A 21,543-nucleotide genomic window follows, 5' to 3' on the forward strand; every position below is an offset into this window, starting at 1 on the left:
CGAAACCGTCAATTGACCTGCCGCGGGCGCCCTCCTAAAACTCCGCCCTCATTGAAGAAATTGGGCCGAACCGCGGCATTCAGGGAGAACAGCGATGCGTGACGTCTTTATTTGCGATGCCGTGCGGACCCCGATTGGCCGTTTCGGCGGCTCGCTCGCCAAGGTGCGCGCCGACGACCTGGCGGCCGCGCCGATCAAGGCGCTGATGGCCAAGCGTCCCAATCTCGACTGGGGCCAGGTCGACGAAGTCTTCTTCGGCTGCGCCAATCAGGCCGGCGAGGACAATCGCAACGTCGCACGCATGGCGCTGTTGCTGGCGGGCCTGCCGGATTCGGTTCCGGGCCAGACCCTGAACCGGCTCTGCGCGTCCGGGCTGGATGCGGTCGGCGCCGCGGGGCGCGCCATCCGCTCCGGCGAGATCGAGCTTGCGATTGCCGGCGGTGTCGAATCCATGACCCGTGCCCCCTTCGTCATGGGCAAGGCGCAGGAGGCGTTCTCGCGTTCGGCCGAGATCTTCGACACCACGATCGGCTGGCGCTTCATCAATCCGCTGCTCAAGGCGCAGTATGGCGTCGACGCGATGCCGGAGACCGGCGAAAATGTCGCCGAGGAATTCCAGGTCTCGCGCGCCGACCAGGACGCCTTCGCGATCCGCTCGCAGCAGCGTGCCGGCGCGGCGATTGCATCCGGCTATTTTGCGGAAGAGATCACCCCGATCACCATTGCCGGCGGCAAGGCCGGCCCTATCACGGTGGACAAGGACGAGCATCCGCGCCCCGAGACCACGCTGGAGGGGCTCGCCAAGCTGAAGCCGATCGTGCGCAATCCCGGCACGGTCACTGCCGGCAACGCCTCCGGCGTCAATGACGGCGCCGCCGCGATGATCCTCGCATCCGAAGCTGCGGTGAAGAAGCACGGGCTGACACCCCGCGCGCGCATTCTCGGCCTCGCCTCGGCCGGCGTGCCGCCGCGCATCATGGGCATTGGACCCGTGCCGGCGACGCGCAAGCTGATGGAGCGACTCGGCAAGAAGATCAGCGATTTCGACTTGATCGAGCTGAATGAAGCCTTCGCCTCGCAGGGCATCGCCTGCATGCGTCAGCTTGGCGTGGCTGATGACGCCGACTTCGTCAATCCGCATGGCGGCGCCATCGCGCTCGGCCATCCCCTCGGCATGAGTGGCGCCCGTCTCGCGCTCACCGCCGTGCATGGCATGGAAAAGCGCGGCGGCAAGCTCGCGCTTGCCACCATGTGCGTCGGCGTCGGCCAGGGCGTCGCGGTCGCGATCGAGAAATTGAACTGACGGGGCGCGGCGCATCTCGTCATCCCCGGGCGTGGTGCGCTTGCACCGAACCCGGGATCTCGAGATTTCGGGTTCAGCCCTCTCGGGCTGCCCCGGAACAACAAGTAATAGGGGCTGCGAAACCCGCTTCCCCAAATTAGTTATGTCCTATAATGATTGTCGAGCGTTGACCGGCCCCTGAACGGCCGGGGAGGAGTTCGCCAATGACGTTCATCTATCCCGTCGACAGCAACAAGGCGCATCCGCTGCCGCTGTCTCCCGAGTACAAGAGCTCGATCAAGCGCGCGCCGCACCAGCCCTTGATTCCGATGCGCCACACCCTGTCGGAGCTGACTGGCCCGGTCTATGGCCACGAGACCGTGCGCGAGGGCGACAATGATCTGACCCGCCAGCACAGTGGCGAGCCGCTCGGCGAGCGCATCATCGTGCATGGCCACGTCCGCGACGAGGACGGCCGCGGCGTGCCGAACTCGCTGGTCGAAATCTGGCAGGCCAATTCCTGCGGCCGCTATGTCCATGTCCGTGACCAGCACCCGGCACCGCTCGATCCAAATTTCACGGGCGCCGGCCGTACCGTGAGCGATGCCTCAGGTTACTACCGCTTCGTCACCATCAAGCCGGGCGCTTATCCCTGGGGCAATCATCACAATGCGTGGCGGCCCGCGCACATCCACCTCTCGGTCTTCGGCCATTCCTTTGTCACGCGCCTCGTGACGCAGATGTATTTCCCGAACGATCCGCTGTTCCCGTTCGACCCGATCTTCAATTCGGTGCCGGACGAAAAGGCGCGGGCGCGGATGGTCTCTTCCTTCGATCTCGAGAACACACAGCCCGAATGGGCGCTGTGCTATCGCTTTGACATCGTGCTGCGCGGCCAGAACGCCACGCCTATGGAGAACCATTAAGTGCAGGATTCTGTGAAGCCCAACGGGATCACCCCATCGCAAACCGTCGGTCCGTTCTTCAAATACGGCCTGACGCCGAACGGCGAATACGCCTGGAACGACGCGTTCACCAACTCGACGCTCACGCCCGACGTTTCTGGCGACCGTATCCGCATCGAGGGCCGGGTATTCGACGGTGATGGCGTCGCCGTGCCGGATTGCATGCTGGAGATCTGGCAAGCGGACGCGCAAGGTCGCTTTGCCGACCCGCAGGACAAGCGTGCGCTGCCGAATGCGAGCTTCCGCGGCTTTGCCCGCTGCGGCACCGACAAGGATGGCAATTACGCCTTCGAGACCATCAAGCCCGGCGCCGTGCCGGATCCCGACGGCAAGCCGCAGGCGCCGCACATCCTTCTTGCGGTCTTCGGGCGCGGCATGCTCAGGCATCTCTATACCCGCATCTATTTCAGCGACGAGGCCGGCAATTCCGCCGATCCCGTGCTGGCGCTGGTGCCCACTGAGCGCCGCGCCACGCTGGTTGCGACGCGCGAGGCCGGCAAGGCGGTTTACCGGCTTGACCTGCGGCTCCAGGGCGACGACGAGACGGTGTTCTTCGACGTTTAACGCCCGCGTCGTCACGGACCTGCGGGCGCGCCTGAGACGCGCTTGTCCGGGACGGGGGCCGGGGGCGTCTTCCGTATCGGAGCCGCCCCTGATGCTTCCCGTAGTTTCCCCGTAGTTTCCCCGGAGTTCGCGGAGCGCAATTTCCGCGCGTAGCAATCCCGTGTTTACCGTAGTCGTTTAGTATCCATTTGGATTTCGACCGCGCGACCGGATTGTTCCATGAAAATTCGTTTTTCGCTTTCCTCGGCAATCATTGCATTCGGTGTCGTCCTGGCCCTCGGCTTTACGGCCGTGGTCTCCACCAGCCTCTACGCCCTAAGAGAGCTCAAGGTCGGCGGCCCGCTCTATTCCGATATCAAGCTCGGCAACGACCTCATCGCCGATATCCTGCCGCCGCCGGAATATGTCATCGAAGCCTATCTCGAGGCCACGCTTGCCATGCGCGAGCCGGACCAGCTTGCCACTCATGGCGAGCGCCTAGTTCAGCTCCGCAAGGATTACGACGAGCGCAAGGCATTCTGGGTCGCCTCCAGCCTCTCGGCAGACCTGAAGACCGCGCTGGTGTCGAAGTCCGATGCCGAGGTGCAGAAATTCTGGAAGGCGTCCGACCAGCTCCTGCCAGCCCTCAAGGCCAAGGACGCGGCCGCTTCCGAGCGCGCCTATGCGCAGCTGAAGGGCGCATACACCGCGCATCGCGCCGTCATCGACAGCATCGTCGAGAGTGCCAACAAGCAGAATGCCGCCATGGAGAAGCTGGCCGCGGACCGCGACAGTTCGATGCTCTTTATCCTCCTCGGCGTCTCCGCCGCCGTCCTCGCCTTCATTGCCGCAGGCCTGCTCGGCGTTGCGCTCGGCGTGGTGCGCCCGATCGTACGAATGACGGACACGATGCAGAAGCTCGCGACCGGCGATCTCGCAGCCGACATTCCTTTCGCGCACCGCCAGGACGAGGTTGGCTCGATGGCGGGTGCGCTGCTGGTGTTCAAGCAGGCGGCGGTCGAGAATTCCCGCCTGCGCGAGGAGCAGTTGCGGCAGGAACAGGAGGCCGCGCGCGCCAAGCGCAGCGCCCTGCAGCAGATGGCCGAGACCGTCGAACGCGAGACCGGCCGGTCTGTCGACAGCGCGAGCGCGGCGACGCAGGGCGTGGAGCGGGTCGCCACCAGCCTGTCCGAGATCGCAAGTTCGCTCTCCGCGCAGTCGCAGGCGGTCGCCGCGGCCTCCACCCAGGCCCTCGGCAGCTCGCAAACCGTCTCGGCTGCGGCCGAAGAGCTGAGCGCCTCGATCCGCGAGATCGCGAGTCAGGTCGCGAGGACCAGCACGGTCACCAAATCTGCGGTCGCCGGCCGTGAGCAGGCGCGCTCGACCACTCAGGCGCTGGCTGGTTCGGTGAGGAAGATCGCCGAGGTCTCCGATCTTATCGGCGGCATCGCCGGCCAGACCAACCTCCTGGCGCTCAACGCCACGATCGAGGCGGCGCGCGCCGGCGAGGCCGGCCGCGGCTTCGCGGTGGTCGCCACCGAGGTGAAATCGCTGTCCGATCAGACCGCCAAGTCCACCGAGGAGATCGGGCGGCTGATTGCCGAGATCCAGACCGCGACTCAGGCTGCCGTCGACGCCGTCGAGACCATGGGGGGCCACATCGCCGAGATCGACGGTGTCGCGATCTCGGTTGCTGCCGCGATGGAAGAACAGGACGCCCCGACGCGTGAGATCACGCGATCGATCTCCGAATCGGCGTCGGCGGCGAAGGAGGTCTCGGCCAAGATCGGTCATGTCAGCCGCGACGCCGCCTCCGTGAACGAGCGCGCCGCGGAGGTCAGGCAGGCGATCGCCGGCATGGCCGCCAATCTCGAGCAACTGCGGTCGGTCGTGGTGCGGACCGTGCGGGACTCGACTGCCGCGGCGTGACGCCCGGCGCGATGCCTGCCGCTGGTGCCGGCGGTTGTGATCGTGCAGTATGGCGCGGCACAGGGGCATCGTGGTCTTCATGACGAATGCGCAACTGCCGGCGGTTGCCGAGCCCGGTTACCTCACGGCCGCGCTGCGCCGGGCCGGCGCGCTGGACGCCGGTGCGGTGCGCGAGGTGAAGGTGCTGCATCAGCGCGACACCATCGTGTCACATATCGTGCGTCTCGGTTTGCGCTATGTTGGGGAGTCCGCTGGCGCCCCGCAGTCGCTGATCCTGAAGACCGCGCATGCAGGCTTCGCCAAGTCGCTCGCAAATAGCGGCCGGAACGAAGTCGCGTTCTACACGCAGCTTGAGCCAGAAACGCCGCGGGGTCTCGTGCCGCGCTGCTTCGACGGACATTTTGACGAGGACGGCCTCACCTGGCATCTCCTGCTCGAGGACCTCACCGACAGCCATGAGATTGCAACTCAATGGCCGCTGCCGCCCTCGCGAGAGCAGGCAACGGCGATCGTGACGACACTCGCGCGCTGGCACGCGGCGTGGTGGGACCACGATAGCTTCGGCGATACTATCGGCACCTGGATGAGCACCGACGACAGTGCGAAGCTGATGGCGACCTTCGCTGGTCACTACGATCGTTTCGCCGATCTGCTCGGCGACCGCCTCAGCGAGGAGCGGCGCATCCTCTTCCGCCGCTTCATCGAGCAATCGGAACGGTTGCTCGAGCGTTATCATTCGCGCCGGCATGTCACCATCGCTCATGGCGACGCCCATACCTGGAATTTTCTGTTGCCGCGCACAGGCGTTGCCAACACCGTTCGCATCTTCGATTTCGACCAGTGGCGCATAAACGTGCCGACCGGTGACCTCGCCTACATGATGGCGACGCAATGGTATCCGGACCGCCGGCAGGCACTCGAACGGCCCCTGCTCAACCTCTATCACGAGACGCTGATACAGCACGGTGTCACGGGTTACACGCGCGGCGCGCTCGATCAGGACTATCGCCGGTCGGTGCTCTGGCAGATCACCAAGCCGGTCTGGCAATGGAGCATCAACATCCCGCCGCTGATCTGGTGGAATAACCTGGAGCGGGTGATGATGGCGGTCGAGGATCTCGGGTGCGAGGAGTTGTTGTAGCGCGCTCGTGTCCCGGGCGCGGTGCAGCGTGTAACGCTGCGCCGCAGAACCGGGACAATCGTGCCGCGGGCATGGGCCCCGGCTCAGCAGCGCATCAGTTGCGTGCTGCGCTGCGTCCGGGGCACGGGACCGATCACTACTCCATCACCGCATGCTCCGGCCCGGCGGCCTGCTTGCGTAGTGTGGCCTTGGTCGAGCCGATCAGCAAAGCGAGCGGGATGGTGCAGAGGATGAAGACCATCACCAGCTGGTAATCGTGCGCGAAAGCGATGATCTGCGCCTGCACGCTGACCATTCTGTCGGTCATGGCGCGGCCGGCGTCTGTGGAAAGATTGATCATGCCGCTGACGCTGGGCATCTGGAGCGCATGGTTGAACGGGTTGATGTGCTCGGAGAGAATCGCATAAGTCCGCCGCGTTCCCTGCGTCAGCTGGGCGATGACGACGGAGATGCCGACTGAGCTTGCGACGTTGCGCATCAGGGTCAGCATCGCGGTGCCGTCGGTACGCAGCTCGTTCGACAGCGTCAGGAACGCCACGGTCGAGAGCGGCACGAAGACAAGGCCGAAGCCGAAGCCCTGGATGACGCTGACCGTGACGATCTCCGGTACCTGGGTCAGGTCGGTCCAGCCGGTCATCTGGAACAACGAGCCCGCGGTCAGCGTGAGGCCTGCGATGATCAGCGTGCGGGCCTCGACATAGCGCATCATGCGGCCGACCAGCATCATGGCGAAGAAGGTGCCGATGCCGCGGCTCGCCAGCAGCAGGCCGGCGGTGATGATGGGATAGCCGATCACGTTCTGCATGTAGGGCGAAGCCAGCGCCATGGTCGAGAACAGCACGAGCCCCATCACGACCATGAACACGCAGCCGGTGACGAAGTTGCGATCCCGAAACAGCGCGAAGCGGATGAACGGCGTCGATGTCGTGAAGGAGTGCGCGAGGAAGAAGTAAAAGGCGACAGCGGAGACGATGAATTCCGCCAGGATCTCGCTCGACTCAAGCCAGCCGAGCTGCTCGCCGCGGTCGAGCGCAAGCTGAAGTGCGCCGATCGCGATCGCCAGCGCGGCGAAACCGAACCAGTCGAACTTCAGGCTGAAATCCTTCCGGGTCTCGTCCATGAAGACGATCAGCCCGAGCACGGTGATGGCGCCGAAGGGCAGGTTGACGAAGAACACCCAGTGCCAGGAATAGGTCTCGGTGAGCCAGGCGCCCAGCGAGGGGCCCATGATCGGGCCCATCATCACGCCCATGCCCCAGATCGACATCGCCTTGGCGCGCTCCTGGAGCGTGTAGTAGTCGAGCATGACCGACTGAGACAGCGGCACCAGGGCGGCGCCGAACACGCCTTGCAGCAGGCGGAACAGCACCATCTGGTTGATGTCCTGGGCGAGGCCGCACAACACCGACGCCATGGTGAAGCCCGCCGAGCAGATGATGAAGATGCGCTTGCGGCCGAAGCGGTTGGCGATCCAGCCCACCGGCGCCGTCATAATCGCGGCGGCGACGATGTAGGAGGTCAGCACCCAGTTGATCTGATCCTGCGAGGCGGACAGCGTGCCTTGCATGTAGGGCAATGCGACATTGGCGATGGTGGTGTCCAGCGCCTGCATGATGGTCGCGGTCATGGCGCAGATCGTCACCATGTTCCGGCGCAGGCCTGGGACCATCAGACTGGCATTGGGGCCGGACATCGATCAGTCCTTCTCAGGTTTATTCTTTGTCCTGGCCTTGGCCCGCGGTCGCTGACAGGCCAAGCAGGCCGGCGAGCGAGCGCCGATGGCCGGTGTCGATGGTGGCGTAGACGCTCATGCCGGCCTTCAGTTTCCGCACGTATTTGTCGGTCTCGTCGAAATAGATCCGGATCGGCACGCGCTGCACCACCTTGACGAAATTGCCGGTGGCGTTCTGCGGCGGCAGGATCGCGAATTGCGCGCCGGTGCCGGGCGAGAGCGATCCGATCTTGCCCTTGAAAAGGTGGTTCGGAAATGCGTCGACTTCGAGCGTGACGGGCTGTCCTTCGGTGACGTAGGTGAGATCGCTCTCCTTCGGATTGGCATCGACCCAGGGATGGGCGACGTCGATGATGGAGAACACCGGCGTGCCGGCGGCGACGTAGCGGCCGAGCTGGATCTGTTCCACTTGCGTGGCCACGCCGTCCATCGCCGCGCGCAGGACGGTGTGGTCGAGGTTGCGCTGGGCGTCGTCCAGCTTGGCTTTCGCCTGCGCGTAAGGCGGGAACTGCTCCAGCGGCAACGAGGGATCGCCCAGCAATTGCGTCTTGGCGTTGGAGAGCTGCTGCTTGATGTATTGTGCCTGTGCGCCTGCGGTCACCAGCGCGTTGGCAGCGTTGTCGAGATCGAGCTGCGAGCCGTAATTGTTCTTGACCAGCGCCTGCTTGCGCTCGACATCGCGTTGCTTCAGGTCGACGCCCTGCTGGGCAAGGTTGAGCATGTCGCCGTAGATCTTGATATTGGCGACGAGGTTCTCATAGGTCGTGCGGGCCTGCGCGAGCTGCGCCTTGGCTTCATCCACTGCGTGGCGGAACGGAACGGGGTCGATCTCGAACAATTCGTCGCCCTGCTTGACGGACTGTCCTTCTCTCACGATCACCTTCTGAATCTTGCCCGAGATGTCGGGCGTCACCAGCACCTTCTGCGCACCGACATAGGCGTCGTCGGTGCCGACATAGCGGCCGCCATGGAGATAGAAGGTGATGCCGCCGATGGCGACGGTGACCGGCAGGACGACCAGGAGGAGGAAGCGGCGGTAGCGGCGCAGGCCCGCCGCCACGCGGCGGCGCGGATCCGTGCCAGCCTTCTTTGTGGGCTTGCCGCCGTCGATCTTCTGCTCGGGCTGGAACTTGAGGACCTGATCAGCCATAGCGCTGCTCCTTGCGTGCTTGTTCCGCTCCGGATGTCTGGATCGCGGTCCGCACGTTTTCCTTGATCGTTTCGAGCTGGGTGAGGAGGCGGTGGGCGTCGGCCGCGTTGATGCCGTCGAGCGCATTGGCGGTGATTTCGGACTTCAGCCCGCTCATCCGGCCGAGCAATGTCCGGCCCGCCTTCTTCAGATACAGGCGCTTGACGCGGCGGTCCGAGGCGTCGCTGCGGCGCTCGATCCAGTCATTGTCGCAGAGCTTGTCGATCAGGCGCGTCAGCGTGATCGGCTGCATCTCGAGGAGCTCGGCGAGCTCCGACTGCTTCATGCCCTCGCTGCGCTCGACTTTGGACAGCACGGCCCATTGCGCGCGGGTGATGCCGAAACGGGACGCCTCCTTGTCGGCATAGACACGCAACAAGCGGTAGAGCTCACCCAGCGTGAACAGGAAATTCTGGTCGACCGACCCTCGGGTCATGAGCTTCGTCTCCAATAAGCCTGGAATATAATAAGCAAGCTTATGATTATTTCATGGCGGATTAGCGGGACGCCGTCCCGCTCCAAGAGCATGGCTGGCAGCCGCGTTGCCGGTCGCGCTTTGGGTTCCATCAGCAAAATGCTAGAACGCGTCCCGCATGACCCTCGCAAACACGGCATTTCCCGCGCCCGATCACGATCACGACCGCTGCACTGCGGATGCGCTGGCGCATGCCGAACAGGTCTGCGAGCAGCGCGCGCAGAAATTCACGCCGATCCGCCGTCAGGTGCTCGGGGCGCTCCTCTCCAGCCACCGCCCGCTTGGCGCCTATGAGGTGATCGACGAACTCGCCAAGTCGATGGCGCGACCAGCGCCGATCACGGTCTATCGTGCTCTCGATTTTCTGATGGCCAACGGCCTCGTGCATCGCATCGAGAGCCGTAACGCCTATTTGGCCTGCGCCGCCCATGACCACGACGCGACCTCGGCGGTGGCGTTCCTGATTTGCGAACGCTGCGGCCTGGTCGGCGAGATCCCGTCGGCCTCCTTCGCCAAGGAACTCAATGCCGCTGCGCGCAGCTCAGGCTTCGCTCCTAAATTGTCCGTGGTGGAGATCACGGGCATCTGCACCCATTGTCAGAAAGCTGCCTGAAGAATGCGATCAACTCGACCCAAGGCCGCGGTGTCCACCTCTCCCCGCTGGGGAGAGGTAAAGAGCCCCACCGTCCGATCGCTCAAGTAACAACGGCACAACGCCGGTAGTCGGGAAGAGATGTCCTCACCACAAGCCATATCCTCCGCCGGTCGCCCGCTGAGCGTCGGCGCCATCGCCCTGATGCTGATGCTGTGCTTGACCTGGGGCTTCAACCAGATTGCGGTGAAGCTGGTGCTGCCGGATATCCCGCCGATGCTCCAGGCCACGATCCGCTCGATGGGCGCGCTGCCGGTGCTATTCATCATCGGCACCCTTCGTGACGTCAATTTCTTCGAACGTGACCGCACCTGGAAGCCCGGCCTGATCGCCGGATTGATGTTCGGAATCGAGTTCGTTCTGATCTTCCAGGGCCTGCGCTTCACACCGGCCTCTCGGGCGGTCGTCTTCCTCTACACCGCGCCGTTCTTCGTCGCGCTCGGCTCCTATCAGGTGCTCGGCGAACGGCTTGGCGGCACGCAATGGCTGGGACTGGCGGTGAGCTTTGCCGGCGTCGCGCTCGCCATCGGCGTGCCGCAGCCGGATGTCGATGCCAAGGTGTTGCTCGGTGACCTCATGATCGTCGGCGGCGCGGCGCTGTGGGCGGCAACCACGCTGGTCGCCAAGGGCACGCGGCTGCGCTTCGCCGCGCCCGAGAAGGCGCTGGGCTATCAGGTCGCGACCTCGATCCCGATCCTCGGCCTGGCAGCCTGGCTGTTCGGCGAATCCGTCACGCATACGCCTGCGCCCCTGTCCCTCGCTCTCATGGCCTTCCAGGCGATCTGGGTGGTTGGAACCACGTTCACGCTTTGGTTCGCGCTGGTGAAGACGTATTCGGCCAGCAAATTGTCGGCTTTTACCTTCATCACCCCTTTGTTTGGCGTGGTCGGTAGCTATTTCATCATGCACGACACCCTAAGCCTGACATTCGGGGCCGCCGCGGTCCTTGTAATTGCTGGGCTTTTTCTGGTTAACCGTCCCAGCTCATCGGCTGCGGCGGCGCGCGATGCATTGCTGAACGTCACCAAAACCTGATATTTGGACCCCATGAACAAGCTCGAAAACCCTCTCGATTCCGACATCGCGGGCCCCGCGCCCCGGCACCGAACCACCCAGGTCAAGGTCGGCGACGTCTCGGTGGGCGGCGGTGCGCCGATCGTCGTGCAGTCGATGACCAACACCGACACCGCCGACATCGACGGCACCATTGCCCAGGTCGCAGCGCTCGCGCGCGCCGGCTCAGAAATGGTCCGCATCACCGTGGACCGGGAGGAGGCTGCCGCCGCCGTTCCGCACATCCGCGACGGCCTGCTCAAGCGCGGCATTACCACGCCCTTGATCGGCGACTTCCACTATATCGGTCACAAGCTGCTCGCGGCCTATCCGGCCTGCGCCGAAGCGCTCGCCAAATACCGCATCAATCCCGGCAATGTCGGCTTCAAGGACAAGCGCGACACCCAGTTCGCCGACATCATCGAGATCGCCAACAAGAACAACAAGCCAGTGCGCATCGGCGCCAATTGGGGCTCGCTGGACCAGGAACTGCTGACCAAGCTGATGGACGAGAACGCTGCTTCGGCCAATCCACGCGACGTGCGCGCGGTGACGCGCGAGGCCATGGTGCAGTCCGCGTTGTTGTCGGCCGCGCGCGCCGAAGAACTCGGCATGCCGAAGAACCGCATCATCCTGTCCGCCAAGGTCTCGGCGGTGCAGGATCTCATTGCGGTCTACCAGGATCTCGCCAGACGTTCCGACTATGCCATCCATCTCGGGCTGACCGAGGCCGGCATGGGCTCGAAGGGCATCGTGGCGTCCTCAGCCGCGCTCGGCATTCTCTTGCAGCAGGGCATCGGCGACACCATCCGCATCTCGCTGACGCCGGAGCCCGGCGGCGACCGCACCCGTGAAGTGCAGGTCGGCCAGGAACTGCTCCAGACCATGGGCTTCCGCACCTTTGTGCCGCTGGTTGCGGCCTGCCCCGGCTGCGGCCGCACAACCTCGACCACGTTCCAGGAGCTGGCCCGCTCGATCCAGGATTTCATCCGTGATGAGATGCCGAACTGGAAGACAAAATATCCCGGCGTCGAAGAGCTCAACGTCGCGGTGATGGGCTGCATCGTCAACGGCCCCGGCGAGTCCAAGCACGCCAATATCGGCATCTCGCTGCCCGGCACCGGCGAAGCCCCGGCCGCCCCGGTCTTCGTCGACGGCAAGAAGTTCCGCACGTTGCGCGGCCCGACGATCTCCGCCGACTTCAAGGCGCTGGTGATCGACTATATCGAACAGCGCTACGGCCAAGGCGCCAAGGTGCCGGTGACGGCGGCGGAGTGATCGAGGTCAGCACCGCTTCGGTTGCTCATATGCTTCGCCCCAATCCGGGTCCGCTGGTTCGGTAAGATCGACACCAGAGGGAACGAATGTAACGTCCTTCGACGCTCCGAACAGCGGATGGCGTCCGCTCGGCTTCGGAGGCTGAGAAGGGAGTGTCGAAGGATCATCCTCGGCCATTTGTTTCTCCCCGATTTTTCGCCCAACCTATCGGAAAAAGCATCAGCGCGCATCGCCGGGCCCATCAAGCGCCTGTGGCCCGGATGGAGCGAAAGCGAAATCCGGGGCCTTGCCCATCGTGGAACGACCGTTCTCAGATTGCGCATCGTTCCAGCCGGGCTACATTGCTCTCAATCAACAATGATCGGGAGCCAACCGCCATGAGCTCACTCGCCGGCAAGCAGGGTCCGCGCTATCGCCACACCGCCGAAGACGGTGCTCCCTACGAGACCATCGCGGTTGAAAAGCTCACCCCGATCATCGGCGCGGAAATCTCCGGCGTCGACATCGGCAGGCTCGTCGAGGGCGACACCCGCTCCAACCGGCAGATGGACGAGATCCACCGCGCGCTTGCCGAAAACCTCGTGATCTTCTTTCGCGATCAGCACATCACGCCAAAACAGCATCTCGCCTTCGGCCGCAAGTTTGGCGAGCTGCATTTTCATCCCGCTGCGCCGCATGAGGATGAAGACCCGGCGCTGATGAAAATCTATGCCGACAAGAACTCGCCGCGTGCCAATGGCGAGGGTTGGCATTCGGATGTGTCCTGCGATCTCGAGCCGCCGATGGGCTCGATCCTCTACATTAAGCAATGTCCGCCGCGCGGTGGCGACACGCTGTTCGCCAACATGTATGCAGCCTATGAGGCGCTGTCCGATCGCATGAAGGTCTATCTCGACGGGCTCACTGCGCTGCATGACGGCGAGCCGATTTATCGTGGACTCTACGCCAATTACGGCGTCGCGGACCGCCCCTCTTATCCGCACGCCGAGCATCCCGTGGTGCGAACGCATCCGGTCACCGGCAGGAAGGCGCTCTATGTCAACCGCGGCTTCACCCGCCACATCAACGGCATCCCGCGCGACGAGAGCGACGCGATGCTCGCCTATCTCTATCAGCACGCCGAAAATCCGCTGTTCCAATGCCGCTTCCGCTGGACCGAGAACGCCATCGCGTTCTGGGACAACCGCTGCACCCAGCACCGCGCGATGTGGGATTACTGGCCGCATACGCGCTCGGGCACGCGCGTGACGGTGAAGGGTGAGCGGCCGGTGTAAGCTCGTGCCCGGACGCAGCGCAGCGCGGTAGAGCGGGGCCCTAGGTGGCAGCGATGGCCCGGCTCTGCGTCGCGGCATTTCATGGCGCGCCACGTCCGGGACAGGGGCGCTATCTTGCGTTGACGCCCTTGCGCTCTCGCGCCAATCTTCCCGAAAACAAATCGGGAGGATCACATGCTCCGCGCCGAGGACAACAAGTTCCTGACCGAGTCCGGCCCCGGAACGGGCATGGGCGAGCTGCTGCGCCGCTTCTGGATTCCCGTCCTGCTCTCTGAAGAGCTCCCCGAGCCTGACGGCGAGCCGAAGAAGATCATCGTGCTCGGCGAGGAGCTGCTCGCCTTTCGCGACTCAAACGGCGTCGTCGGTGTCATCGACCAATATTGCCCGCATCGCGGCGCCAATCTCTGGCTCGGGCGCAATGAGGAATGCGGCATCCGCTGCGTCTATCATGGCTGGAAGTTCGACACCGACGGACGTTGCGTCGACATGCCGACCTCCTATCCCGATCTCAACGCCAAGGATCTGATCCGCATCAAATCCTATCCGGTCCGCGAATGGGGCGAGATGATCTGGGCCTATATGGGCCCGGCCGAAGCGATGCCCGAGCTGCCCGATCTCGAGCTGGCGCTGCTGCCGGCTTCGCATCGCTACGTCAGCAAGAAGTGGCAGGATTGCAACTGGGTGCAGGCGCTCGAAGGCTCGATCGACACCGCGCATTTCACCTTCGCCCATCTCTCCTTCGACAAGGAAGAGAACGAGATTCTGGACATCAAGAGGCATTTTGTGAATCCGCTCACCCGCGTGAACACAGACCATATGCGCTGGATCGCCGAGGACCCGCGCCCGATCATCAAAGTCAGCTCCCACGAGGCGGGGCTGACCATCGCCGGTGGCCGGCTGACCGGCGGCGACAACATCTACTGGCGCATCGCGCAATTCCTGATGCCGTTCCACGCCTATGCGCCGAGCGCGATGCCGGGCGAGAATATCTTTGGCCAGACCTTCGTGCCTGTGACCGACACCAATTGCTGGATCTACACCTATGCCTGGAATCCGGAGCGTCCGTTGACGCAAGCCGAGCGCGACGCTTTTGATCGCGGTAATGGCGTGATCGCGGAGGTCGACGACAATTACGTGCCGCTCCGCCACAAGGGCAACGACTATTTGATCGACCGCAAGCTCCAGAAGACCAGGAGCTACACCGGCATCAAGGGCGTCTCCGAGCAGGACGCTGCCGTGCAGGACAGCCAGGGGCCGATCGCCGACCGCACCCGCGAGCATCTCGGCCCGACCGATCTCGGCATCATGCATTTCCGCAAAACCGTCATGGATCTGGCGCGGGCGCTCCAGCACGGCGAGCCGCCGCCGCAGGCGGCGCACCAGGATCGCTACGCGGTGCGCTCCGGCGCCTGCGTCACCAGCAAGACCAAGGACCTGCCCGCGGTGATGCTGGAACGTTTCGGTGATGTCGCGGGCTTCGTCGGCCGCCCGCGGATCGCGGCAGCGGAGTAGAGCTTGGGGCAGTCGCGCAGCATCATCGCCGGGCTCATCGCCTCGATCCTGCTGTCGCCGCTCGCGCTTGTCGACGTCGGCGAGGCTGCTGCTACGCGAAAGATCGCGAGACCCAGGCCGAAGCCGTCGCCGGCCAAATGCGAGATGGCGAAATTCCGCATCGTCGTGGATGTCGGGCACACCCCAGACGCCTACGGCGCATTGAGCGCGCGCAATGATCCGGAGTTCGGCTTCAACTTGCGTCTCGCAAGTCTCATCACCGCAAGACTCAAATCCGAAGGTTTTGCCGCAACCCGCCTGCTCGTGACGAACGGCAAGGCGAGAGCGAGCCTGTTCAAGCGTGTTAGTGCCGCGAATGACGGCCGCGCCGATCTGTTCCTGTCGGTCCATCACGATTCGGTGCCGGACAAGCTGCTCGAGACCTGGGAATTCGATGGCGCAAACAGCTATTTCAGCGACCGCTTTTCGGGCCACTCGCTGTTCGTGTCGCACCAGAATCCGCACTTCGCCACCAGCCTGTTGCTGGCACGGATGATCGGCAGGCAGCTGAAAGAGCAGGGCCTGCACTATGCGAGGCAATACACCCTTCCAGTGATGGGCCACTACCGGCGCCAGCTGCTCGACAAGGACGTCGGCGTCTATCGCTACGACGGGCTCGTCGTGCTCTCGCGGACGAGAAGCGCCGCGGTGCTGCTCGAGGCCGGCTCGATCATCAACCGCGACGAGGAGATGGAGATGAATTCGTCGGAGCGGCAGGACGCGGTCGCGGGGGCCGTTGCGGCTGCGATGAGGGAGTTCTGCGAGAGGCGATAGACTGCCTGTTCGTTCAAACAACTGTCATTGCGAGCGCAACGAGGCAGTCCAGGCGGCCGCGGTGGAAAGAGTCTGGATTGCTTCGCTGCGCTCGCAATGACGGCGGGAAGCTACAGCGGCGCGCCCCGATACTCCCGATTCGCCAAACTCGCCTCCTCAAGGTCCAGGTCGCGCTCGATCCTTCGCCTTGTCTCGTCGGTGATTTGGCCGTCGCGCAGCAGGTCGTGGATGAATTTGCGCTCGGCGACGATCAGCTCCCGGGTCAACGCGATGCCGGCGGCGGAGACGTCGTGGTGCGTAGGATCGAGCAAATCCGGAAGCTGGCTGATGCGGATCTCGTGGCGAGCACGGAGGAGCCGCATCACCTCGTCGGACACCTCCTTCTCCGCTGTCAGCGCGTCGAGCGATTTGAGTGCTGCCTCGAGAGCCTGACGACGCGCGGCGATCTCGGCCTCATGCTCGCCGACATGCTCGTTGCGGCCGGCCTCGGCGACGCCGAGCCAGCGCACCACCGGCGGCAGCGTCAGGCCGACACCGATCAGGGTGATGAAGATGACGCCGAAAGCGACGAACAGGATCAGGTCGCGATATGGGAACGCCTCGCCGCTCGGCAGGGTGAACGGCAGCGCCAGCGCAGCCGCCAGCGACACCGCGCCGCGCACGCCGGTGAAGGCGAGCGTGAACACCCATTGCCAGGGCGGCGACGGATCGCGCTCGCGCAGCGATTTGCTGAACATCCGCGGTAGATAGGTCGCGGGATAGAGCCAGGCGAAGCGCGCAATGACGACGATCACCAGGACCACGGCGGTCGCGATCACGATGTCGTCGAGCGGAAAGGCCTTCGACTTCTCGTACAGCGCGCGCATCTGAAAGCCGGTGAGCAGGAACAAGAGGCCTTCGATCAAATAGATCACGAGGTCCCAGAAGAAGATGCCCTGCAGGCGCGTCGCGGAAGAAATCAGCAGCGGGCCGTTCCAGCTCACATAAAGGCCGCAGGCGACCGTCGCGATCACGCCGGAGCCGCCAACATGTTCGGGCAGCCAATAGGAGACGTAAGGCGTGATCAGCGACAGCGTGAGCTCGACCTGCGGATCCCCCGACCATTTGCGGAGACGCAGGGAAAGCCACCCCACGCCGATGCCGAAGGCGATCTCGCCGGCGATGATGAGGAGGAATTCGCCGGCCGCCAGTGGCAGCGAGAAATGGCCGACCATGATTGCAGCGAGCGCAAAGCGGTACAGGATCAGCGCGGTGGCGTCGTTGGCGAGCCCTTCGCCCTCGAGCACGACCAGGATTCGCCGCGGCATGTGCAGCCGGCGTGCGATGGCGAGCGGCGCCACCACGTCGGGCGGCGCGACGATGGCCCCCAACAGGAAGGCAACGGTCCAGGGCAGGCCGATCATGTAATGCGTGGCGGCCGCCACCATTGCCGCAGTGAAGATCACCGCGCCGACCGCGAGCAGCACGATCGGGCGCAAATTCTTCCTGAACTCGCGCCAGCTCATAGCGACGCTTGCCGAGTAGATCAGCGGTGGCAGCACCATCAGCAGCACCAGTTCCGGCGGCAGTTCAACCGACGGCATGCCCGGCACGAAGGCGAGGCCGACCCCGGCCAACATCAGCAGGATGGCAGGGGCGACGTTGAAGCGGCGTGCGGCCAGCGCCACGCCTGCCAGCACGGCCAGCAGGATGAGAAAGGTCTGAAACTTCGCTTCCATGATGGCCTGTCTTGACCCGGAAGCGGCGGCAACGTCAATGCGCGCGGCTCACGCCAGCCGCTCGGCCACCATCCGGCCGATCCGCGCGAAAGCCGCCGCGATCTGTGCGGCAGTCGGCGTGCCGCCTTGGACGTAGGCCGTAAGCAGGATCGGCGTGTCGGGCTTCGGCCAAGCCACCGCGATGTCGCCCGCTGCGTCCTTGCCATTGTAGCCGGTCTTGTCGCCGATCTTCCAGCCTGCGGGCAGGCCACCGCGCAGCCGGTTCGCACCGGTCTTGCAGTTCACCATCCATTCGGTGAGCTGCGCGCGCGAGGCCGGCAACAATGCTCCGCCCAGCATCATGCGGCGCAGGTTCCCGGCCATCGCCGCCGGCGTCGTCGTGTCCCGGGGATCGCCCGGCTGGGAGCGGTTGAGCTCGGGCTCGTTGTGGTCGAGCCGCGAGGTGGTATCGCCGATTGATCGCCAGAACGCGGTGAGCGCGGTCGGCCCGCCGATCCGCGCCAGCAGCAGATTGGCGCAAGTGTTGTCGCTGAGCTCGACGATCGCCTTGCACATCTCGGTGACCGACATTGCGCCGGCCGCCAGATTTTGCTTCGCGACCGGCGCGTATTCCAAGAGGTCGTCCTGGCCGTAGGGAATCATGGCGGCAAGCTGTTCCTCGCCGCGGTCGACCCGCGCCAGCACACAGGCCGCGAGCGAGGCCTTGAATGTCGAGCACATGACAAACCGCTCGTCGGCGCGCCAAGCGAGTTTGGCGCCGGTCGCGAGATTTTCCGCATAGACGCCAATCCGCCCGACGCTCTCGCGTTCGTATGTTTCGAGTTCAGGCGGCGCATCCGCGGCCAGCGCAGGAGATGCGGCCATCCAGCACAGCGAGGCAAGCAGGGAGCGGCGGTCGAGCAGCATGGGGGACTTTCGCGCGAATGAAGATGGGGGATGCGGCGCACTCTATCCGCATTGTCGTTGCGAGCGGAGCGAAGCGGAGGGATTCTGGATTGCCTCGCTTCACTCGCAATGATGGAGAATGGGAGACGAGCGCGCCCGATTTCGGGCAGCGGAAGGTTGAGCCCATCACTCTCTCAGGTCGTATCGATAAGATTTCGAGACAATCTGCCAACCGTCGGCGAGCTTCATCGCCACCAGGTAGTCGGTGAAATAGCGCGGCGGCAGCTGGCATCTGACCTTGACGAAGGCGGTCTTGTCGTCAGAACGGTCGATGGTGACGATGAAATCCTCTCGCGGCTTGCCTTCAGCCTTGCCGGAGGGACGCTTGCGCACGCGGTCGAGCCAGTCCGGCACGGTCAGCACCTGCAATTCGCCCTTCTCGACCCAGCGCAGGTCGGCGGAGGGATGGAAAATGGCGCCGAGCTTTTCGGCGTCGCCCTCATAGAGGCCGTCAAAATAGGATTGCACGACGGCTTCGAGACTTGAACGATTTGGGCTCATGGGTCATCCCTTTGAATGATGGCTTGAGGCGAGCTTAGTCGTACACATCAAAATGCGCTATGGAATGTCCAGACCGTTTGCGCAAGGACATCATGATGACTGGATCAGAGATTTCGAACGCTCGTATCCTGATCGGCGAATGCTATTGCCGTGCAGTGCGCTTCGAGGTGGCCGACGAATTCTCTTATGCGATGAACTGCCATTGCTCGAACTGCCGCCGCACCACCGGCTCCGCCTTCAAGCCGTTCGCCGGTATCGCGCGAGACAAGCTCCGCATCGTCAGGGGCGGCGACCAGCGGACTATTTTCGGCGACGATATCACCCACGATGTGCATTGCGCCCATTGTGGCTCCTTGCTCTATTCCCAGGTGCGTGAGGGAAAATGGGCCCATGTCGCTATGGGAGCTCTGATCGACACCCCCTCGATCCGGCCCAGCGCCCATATTTTCGTGGGCTCGAAAGCGCCCTGGCACGAGATCACGGATGACCTGCCGCAATATCGGGAGCATATCGGGGTTGACTGAGGGAACCCGGCCCGATCTGCTTCCCGGCGAACCACGGCCGCGCTGGCGCGACCAACAAAAGGGGTATTTCGTCCGGTTGCGGGCGCCGCCTTCGTGACCTCCATCACAAGCGCCGGTGGCGGATCCTGCTAAAGCGGTCCCAAAGGGCCCAGCGGCCCGAATTTCGGAAGTCGTGTCATGCGCAATTTGCTCAGACTTTGTCCGCTTCTCCTTGCCTTCGCGCTGCTGTTTGGCACTGATCCGGCTTTCGCCGGCAAGCGCGTTGCGCTGGTGCTCGCCAATTCGGCCTATCAGCATGCGCCGTTGCTGGCCAACCCGGTCAACGACGGTTCGGTGATGGCCAAGACGCTGAAGGAGGCCGGCTTCGACATCGTCGATTCCCGGCACGATTTGTCGGCGCTGGACACGCGGCGGGTGCTCCGCGACTTCGCGGACGCGACCCGCGATGCCGATATCGCCGTGGTCTATTATGCCGGTCATGGCATCGAGGTCGAGGGGTCGAACTATCTGATCCCGGTCGACGCCAGGCTCGAGCGCGACACCGACGTCTACGACGAGGCGCTCTCGCTCGACCGCGTCCTGGTTGCAGTCGAGCCCGCCAAGCAGCTCCGCCTGGTGATCCTGGATGCCTGCCGCGACAATCCGTTCGGCAAGAGGATGAAGCGCACAATCGCTTCGCGCGGCATCGGCCGCGGCCTCGCCCAGGTCGAGCCGACCAGTCCCAACACGTTGATCGCCTATTCGGCCAAAGCCGGCTTCACGGCGCAGGACGGCGACGGCGCTAACAGCCCGTTCACGGTCGCGCTGTCCAAGCATCTGGCGACACCGGGCCTCGACGTCCGCCGCGCCTTCGGATTCGTCCGCGACGACGTGCTCAAGTCGACTGGCAACAAGCAGGAGCCGTTCGTCTATGGCTCGCTTGGCGGCGAGGATGTTCCGCTGGTGCCGGTGAAGATGACGGCGGCGGCTCCGGCGGCACCTGTGGCGAACCCGCAGGCCGATATCCGCCGCGATTACGAGCTCGCGCTCCAGCTCGGCAACAGGGCGGCGTGGGATGCCTTCCTCGCCCAGCATCCCGACGGTTTCTATGCGAGCTTGGCCAAGCTCCAGCTCGAGAAGATCGGTGCCGAGCAGGCCCATGCGGCGGCGATCGCGAAGGCGAAACAGGCCGAGGCCGAGCGCGACCGCCTCGCCGCCCTTGGTGCGCAGAAGGATGCGCAGGCCAAAGCCGCAGCCGATGCGAAAGCCGCTGAGCAGGCGCAGCTTGCCGCCCAGAAAGCGAAGGAGCAGGCGCAGCAGCAGGCAGCCGTGGCAGAGCAGCAGCGCGTCAACCTCGCCGCTGCGGCACCCGGCGGTGCGCCGGCCAGCACGGCCGGTCCGGCCGGCACCAACGTTGCCTCGCTGACCCCCGCCACCGCACCGGCTGATCTCACTCGCACGGTGCAGTCCGAGCTCGGCCGCGTCGGCTGCTTCTCCGGGCAGGCCGACGGCAATTGGAATACGTCTTCGCAGCGCTCCCTGTCGCAGTTCAACCGTTATGCCGGCACCAAGCTCGACGTGAAGGTGGCGAGCACCGATGCGCTCGATGCGGTCAAGTCGAAACCGTCGCGCGTCTGCCCGCTGGTCTGTGAGCACGGCTTCAAGGTCGACGGTGATAAATGCACCAAGATCGTCTGTCGTGACGGCTATGCGGTCAACGACGACAATGAGTGCGAGAAGAAGCGTGCCGCCAAGCCGGCCAAGCCTGCGCTTGCGAAGCGCGACGACGGTGATGAACGTCCTGCACGGCAGCGTCGCCAGTCCGCCGGCGCTGGCGCAGCGGACGGTTACGGTGCTGCCGCCGGCATTGCTGCCGCCGCTGGCGCCAGTCGCGCTAAGGGTGGCGGGCAGGTGTTCTGCAATAGCGGGGGCTGCCGTCCGGTCCACCGCGGCTGCCATCTCGAATATCGCGGCGGAGGCGGCCCCGGCAACGACGCCAATGCCGAGGTCTGTTACTAGGATCGGGGTGTCCCTAAGG

19 protein-coding genes are annotated in these 21,543 nt (G+C 64.4%); 13 read left to right on the forward strand and 6 right to left on the reverse strand.

Annotated features, from left to right (window positions below; genetic code table 11):
• The first annotated feature begins 94 nt into the window (after positions 1–94).
• The 5 genes from pcaF (at position 95) to IVA91_RS10240 (ending at position 5,860) form a co-directional block, all read left to right on the forward strand.
• The gene (gene pcaF / locus IVA91_RS10220; RefSeq protein ID WP_247281974.1) at positions 95–1,303 is read left to right on the forward strand and encodes a 3-oxoadipyl-CoA thiolase; all 1,209 of its coding nucleotides are present in this window, start codon (positions 95–97) and stop codon (positions 1,301–1,303) included.
• 203 nt (positions 1,304–1,506) lie between these two features.
• The gene (pcaH, locus tag IVA91_RS10225) at positions 1,507–2,208 is read left to right on the forward strand and encodes a protocatechuate 3,4-dioxygenase subunit beta (protein WP_247281973.1); all 702 of its coding nucleotides are present in this window, start codon (positions 1,507–1,509) and stop codon (positions 2,206–2,208) included.
• Positions 2,209–2,811 carry a protocatechuate 3,4-dioxygenase subunit alpha gene (gene pcaG, locus IVA91_RS10230; protein WP_247281972.1) on the forward strand — a complete coding sequence of 201 codons (603 nt, stop codon included), beginning with the start codon at positions 2,209–2,211 and terminating at the stop codon, positions 2,809–2,811.
• A 219-nt stretch (positions 2,812–3,030) separates the two neighbouring features.
• A complete protein-coding gene (locus IVA91_RS10235) occupies positions 3,031–4,719 on the forward strand; it encodes a methyl-accepting chemotaxis protein (protein WP_247458712.1) in 1,689 nt (562 codons plus the stop codon).
• 49 nt (positions 4,720–4,768) lie between these two features.
• Positions 4,769–5,860, forward strand: coding sequence for an ecdysteroid 22-kinase family protein (locus IVA91_RS10240; protein ID WP_247281970.1), 1,092 nt, complete (start codon positions 4,769–4,771; stop codon positions 5,858–5,860).
• 136 nt (positions 5,861–5,996) lie between these two features.
• On the opposite strand, the gene IVA91_RS10245 is transcribed toward IVA91_RS10240, so the two are convergent.
• Genes IVA91_RS10245 through IVA91_RS10255 form a run of 3 tightly spaced genes read right to left on the reverse strand, consistent with a single transcriptional unit; the run spans position 5,997 to position 9,217 of the window.
• Positions 5,997–7,553, reverse strand: a complete 1,557-nt coding sequence (locus tag IVA91_RS10245) for an MDR family MFS transporter (protein ID WP_247281969.1) — start codon at positions 7,551–7,553, stop codon at positions 5,997–5,999.
• Positions 7,554–7,572: 19 nt separating this feature from the next.
• Positions 7,573–8,742: an HlyD family secretion protein gene (locus tag IVA91_RS10250; RefSeq protein ID WP_247281968.1), complete on the reverse strand. Its 1,170-nt coding sequence runs from the start codon at positions 8,740–8,742 to the stop codon at positions 7,573–7,575.
• On the reverse strand, positions 8,735–9,217 hold the full coding sequence (locus IVA91_RS10255; protein WP_247281967.1) for a MarR family transcriptional regulator: 483 nt from the start codon (positions 9,215–9,217) through the stop codon (positions 8,735–8,737). Before IVA91_RS10255 ends, IVA91_RS10250 begins: the two co-directional genes overlap by 8 nt.
• Positions 9,218–9,374: 157 nt before the next feature.
• On the opposite strand from IVA91_RS10255, the gene IVA91_RS10260 reads away from it, so the two are divergent.
• From IVA91_RS10260 to IVA91_RS10285, 6 genes are all read left to right on the forward strand, one after another.
• Positions 9,375–9,869, forward strand: coding sequence for a transcriptional repressor (locus tag IVA91_RS10260; protein ID WP_247281966.1), 495 nt, complete (start codon positions 9,375–9,377; stop codon positions 9,867–9,869).
• 120 nt (positions 9,870–9,989) lie between these two features.
• Complete coding sequence (locus IVA91_RS10265; RefSeq protein ID WP_247281965.1) at positions 9,990–10,943, forward strand: DMT family transporter; 954 nt, start codon at positions 9,990–9,992, stop codon at positions 10,941–10,943.
• A gap of 12 nt (positions 10,944–10,955) precedes the next feature.
• Positions 10,956–12,239, forward strand: a complete 1,284-nt coding sequence (gene ispG, locus IVA91_RS10270) for a flavodoxin-dependent (E)-4-hydroxy-3-methylbut-2-enyl-diphosphate synthase (protein WP_247281964.1) — start codon at positions 10,956–10,958, stop codon at positions 12,237–12,239.
• Between the two features lie 377 nt (positions 12,240–12,616).
• Positions 12,617–13,513 (forward strand): TauD/TfdA family dioxygenase, encoded by an 897-nt coding sequence (locus IVA91_RS10275; RefSeq protein WP_247281963.1) that lies wholly within the window; start codon positions 12,617–12,619, stop codon positions 13,511–13,513.
• 174 nt (positions 13,514–13,687) lie between these two features.
• The gene (locus tag IVA91_RS10280) at positions 13,688–15,025 is read left to right on the forward strand and encodes a Rieske 2Fe-2S domain-containing protein (RefSeq protein WP_247450636.1); all 1,338 of its coding nucleotides are present in this window, start codon (positions 13,688–13,690) and stop codon (positions 15,023–15,025) included.
• A gap of 3 nt (positions 15,026–15,028) precedes the next feature.
• Positions 15,029–15,838, forward strand: coding sequence for an N-acetylmuramoyl-L-alanine amidase (locus IVA91_RS10285; protein WP_247281960.1), 810 nt, complete (start codon positions 15,029–15,031; stop codon positions 15,836–15,838).
• 110 nt (positions 15,839–15,948) lie between these two features.
• Here IVA91_RS10285 and IVA91_RS10290 read toward each other — a convergent pair whose 3' ends face one another.
• From IVA91_RS10290 to IVA91_RS10300, 3 genes are all read right to left on the reverse strand, one after another.
• Positions 15,949–17,556, reverse strand: a complete 1,608-nt coding sequence (locus tag IVA91_RS10290; RefSeq protein ID WP_247281959.1) for a Na+/H+ antiporter — start codon at positions 17,554–17,556, stop codon at positions 15,949–15,951.
• 48 nt (positions 17,557–17,604) lie between these two features.
• A complete protein-coding gene (gene bla / locus IVA91_RS10295; RefSeq protein WP_247281958.1) occupies positions 17,605–18,462 on the reverse strand; it encodes a class A beta-lactamase in 858 nt (285 codons plus the stop codon).
• 165 nt (positions 18,463–18,627) lie between these two features.
• Positions 18,628–19,002 (reverse strand): nuclear transport factor 2 family protein, encoded by a 375-nt coding sequence (locus IVA91_RS10300; protein WP_247281957.1) that lies wholly within the window; start codon positions 19,000–19,002, stop codon positions 18,628–18,630.
• Positions 19,003–19,097: 95 nt separating this feature from the next.
• Between IVA91_RS10300 and IVA91_RS10305 the strand changes: the two genes are divergently transcribed.
• Complete coding sequence (locus IVA91_RS10305; RefSeq protein WP_247282055.1) at positions 19,098–19,526, forward strand: GFA family protein; 429 nt, start codon at positions 19,098–19,100, stop codon at positions 19,524–19,526.
• Between the two features lie 177 nt (positions 19,527–19,703).
• Positions 19,704–21,524: a caspase family protein gene (locus IVA91_RS10310; protein ID WP_247281956.1), complete on the forward strand. Its 1,821-nt coding sequence runs from the start codon at positions 19,704–19,706 to the stop codon at positions 21,522–21,524.
• Positions 21,525–21,543 lie beyond the last annotated feature (19 nt).

Source organism: Bradyrhizobium sp. 153 (genome assembly GCF_023073835.1).
Classification (GTDB): domain Bacteria; phylum Pseudomonadota; class Alphaproteobacteria; order Rhizobiales; family Xanthobacteraceae; genus Bradyrhizobium.